This is a genomic window from Pseudomonas sp., from assembly GCF_037994325.1.
GTDB lineage: Bacteria > Pseudomonadota > Gammaproteobacteria > Pseudomonadales > Pseudomonadaceae > Aquipseudomonas.
Genome location: NZ_JBBNAH010000064.1, coordinates 1 through 2,867 on the forward strand (window position 1 = coordinate 1; position 2,867 = coordinate 2,867).

At 58.5% G+C, this 2,867-nt stretch carries 4 protein-coding genes; 3 read left to right on the plus strand and 1 reads right to left on the minus strand.

The window, feature by feature from the left end:
- On the plus strand, positions 1-947 hold a 947-nt coding region (locus AAAB16_RS01985; RefSeq protein ID WP_340661822.1), incomplete at its 5' end, for an ATP-binding cassette domain-containing protein.
- A 19-nt stretch (positions 948-966) separates the two neighbouring features.
- Positions 967-1,653 (plus strand): hypothetical protein, encoded by a 687-nt coding sequence (locus AAAB16_RS01990; RefSeq protein WP_340661823.1) that lies wholly within the window; start codon positions 967-969, stop codon positions 1,651-1,653.
- Between the two features lie 53 nt (positions 1,654-1,706).
- On the opposite strand, the gene AAAB16_RS01995 is transcribed toward AAAB16_RS01990, so the two are convergent.
- Entirely contained in the window at positions 1,707-2,147 is a 441-nt protein-coding gene (locus AAAB16_RS01995; protein ID WP_340661824.1) for a universal stress protein, read from the minus strand.
- Between the two features lie 85 nt (positions 2,148-2,232).
- Between AAAB16_RS01995 and AAAB16_RS02000 the strand changes: the two genes are divergently transcribed.
- Positions 2,233-2,670, plus strand: coding sequence for a hypothetical protein (locus AAAB16_RS02000; RefSeq protein ID WP_340661825.1), 438 nt, complete (start codon positions 2,233-2,235; stop codon positions 2,668-2,670).
- Positions 2,671-2,867 lie beyond the last annotated feature (197 nt).

Consider the following 2,867-nt stretch of genomic DNA (forward strand, 5'->3'; position numbering starts at 1 on the left):
GCTTTGCTCATCCGGGCGGCCCGACGCTGATCAAAGATTTCTCCATGGTGCTGCAGCGTCAGGACCGTATCGGCCTGCTTGGTGCCAACGGCACCGGCAAGACCACCTTGCTCAAGTTGATGCTCGATAACCTGCAACCTACCGCCGGTAAGGTAGAAGTCGGCACTCGTCTGGAAGTGGCCTATTTCGATCAGTTGCGCCATCAGCTGGATCTGGAAAAAACCGTGATCGACAACGTCGCCGAGGGCCGCGACTTTATCGAGATCGATGGCCAGAACCGCCATGTGTTGAGTTACCTGGGCGACTTCCTGTTTAGCCCACAGCGTGCTCGTACGCCGGTTAAAGCGTTGTCCGGTGGTGAGCGCGCCCGTCTGTTGCTGGCTAAGCTGTTCAGCAAACCGGCGAACCTGCTGGTGCTGGACGAACCGACCAACGACTTGGATGTTGAAACCCTTGAGCTGCTGGAGGAAGTGCTGTCGAACTTCCAAGGCACTGTGCTGATGGTCAGCCACGACCGGGCATTCCTCGACAACGTCGTGACCAGCACCTTGGTGTTTGAAGGTGAAGGTAAGGTGCGTGAATACGTGGGCGGTTATCAGGATTGGTTGCGTCAGGGTGGTTCGCCGCGCTTGTTGGGCGTAGGTGAAAGCAAGTCCGGCAAGCCGGAAGCCATTGCACCGGCGCCGGTGTCTGCGCCTGTTGCGGCGCCAGTAGAAATACCAGTGGCGAAGAAGAAACTCAGCTACAAATTGCAGCGTGAATTGGAAGCCTTGCCGGGCCTGATCGACGCCCAGGAAAGCAAAATCGCTGAACTGAATGAAGAAATTGCCGGGCCCACTTTTTACCAACGCCCGGCGGCTGAAAGTGCTGCGGTGATGGCGCTGCTGGATTCCGCACAACAAGAGCTGGACGCGCTGTTGGAGCGCTGGGCCGAGCTGGACGACTGATTGACGGGCGGAGACCTGAATGGCCATCGAGTACAGAATTGCCCTCGACGATGTGCACGAGTTTAGTTATCGCATCGAACTTGACCGTGTGTACGACCCGGAGCGAGCGCGTTCGGCGCCGGCCTGGACACGCTTGGAGTTCCATCAGTGCAGTAACTGCCCGCTTAAACGCGAGCAGTTCAGCCACTGCCCGGCAGCCGTGGATTTGCACCGGGTGATCGAAGATTTCCAAGGGTTGCCGGCTTTCCAGAAAGCGCAGTTCTGGGTGCGCACGCCCGAGCGCGAGTACAGCAAACAGGTGGGGCTGGAAGAGGGCTTACGCGCCTTGCTCGGGCTGATCATGCCCACCAGCGCCTGTCCGGTGCTGGGCAAGCTAAAGCCGATGGCGTTTAACCATCTGCCGTTTGCCAATAATCAGGAATTTATTCTGCGGGCCGTATCGTTGTACCTGTCTCGCCAGTACTTCAACTTTCGTGAAGGGCGGCATGCGGACTGGGAACTAAAGGGCTTGGTGCGGCTGTTCCAGCAATTGCAGTTGGTCAATCAGGCGTTCTGGCAGCGTATTCACGACGTGTGCGAAGGCGACTCGAACCTCAAGGCTTTCCTGACGTTTTTCTCGATGTCCACCAGCATTACCCATTCGCTGGAAACCCAGTTGCAGAAGATTCGGCCGATGGTGATGAGCGCGGGGGATTTGCCCGAATAACGCTGATTTCCGTCATCCCCGCGCAGGCGGGGACGACGGTCGTAAATGTCGGGTTATTCCGGTTTTTTCAAGCGTACCGCCAGCACATCGCACGGCGCACCGTGCAGCACGTCATTGGCTGTAGAGCCCAGCAGCAATGCCAAACCGTGACGGCCGTGGCTACCGACCACGATCAGGTCAGCACCTTGCTCGGCGGCTAAACGGTGAATTTCCTGGCGCGGTTGGCCGTAAACCAAGTGACGCGTATCGGCGCCCAGTTCCGGGTATTTAGCGGAGTAGGCGTCCAGGCGCTCACGGGCTTGTTCAAATTGCTGTTGTTGCAGGGTGGATAGGTCCATCGGCACGTCGCCACCAAAGGCCATGGCCATTGGTTCGACGATATGCACCAGCGACAGCTTGGCCTGGCTGGCGGCGGCGAGCGCATAAGCGCGCTTCATCACTGGGTCGCATTCTTCGGAAAGATCCAAGGCAACCAGAATGTGCTTATAGGGCATGGTGGTGACTCCTCCTGAGGCTAATGATCGAAGTATGGCTGTGATTGCTGGCTAAAGGCAGCCCTAATGTTGTGGGACTAATCGTATGACCGTGTGGATCGTATTACTGCTCGTTGCTGTAGTCCTTAGCCCCTTGGCGTGGCTACGTCCCTCGCGCCGCCAACAAGGGCGCATGGCCATTCGTATGGCTGCGCGCAGCCAGGGGTTGGGCATGCAATTGTCGCAACAAGATTGGCCGCACTGGCTGGCGGACGAGCCGCCTAGCCCCTGCCCGCAATACCACCGCGCGCGGCGCAAAGGCGCTGAAAACACCTGGTGCTATTGGCAACTGAGCCCGGGGCAATGGGTTAACCAATGGCGCGAGCCGTGCGCCGATAGCGTGCTTATCCCGTACCTGCAAACCCTGCCGGCTGACGTGTACAAAGTGGAAGCCAGTAAGCAGATGGTTTCGTTGTGTTGGGGCGAGCGGGGCGAGGTGCAAAGCCTCGAGCCGGTGGCCGCGGCATTGAAGGCGCTGGCGTAGGGCCGCAGGCCATTTGCGAGCACGCATAAAAAGGCCCGAACAAATCGGGCCGGGGTTGGCCAGGCAGGCCGGAAAACGGTGGGTCATGTGCGACAACTCGGTTAAAGCTTAGCGGCCAGGTACTGCGCCGAAACCCCTTCCAACCCGTCGATAATGCTGTCTGAGTACTTACTGACCACGAATGGTACAGAGTTCTC

Coding starts and splice junctions, on each gene's coding strand:
- AAAB16_RS02000 (WP_340661825.1), top strand. CDS start 2,233: ATGACCGTGTGGATCGTATTACTGCTCGTTGCTGTAGTCCTTAGCCCC.
- AAAB16_RS01995 (WP_340661824.1), bottom strand. CDS start 2,147: ATGCCCTATAAGCACATTCTGGTTGCCTTGGATCTTTCCGAAGAATGC.
- AAAB16_RS01990 (WP_340661823.1), top strand. CDS start 967: ATGGCCATCGAGTACAGAATTGCCCTCGACGATGTGCACGAGTTTAGT.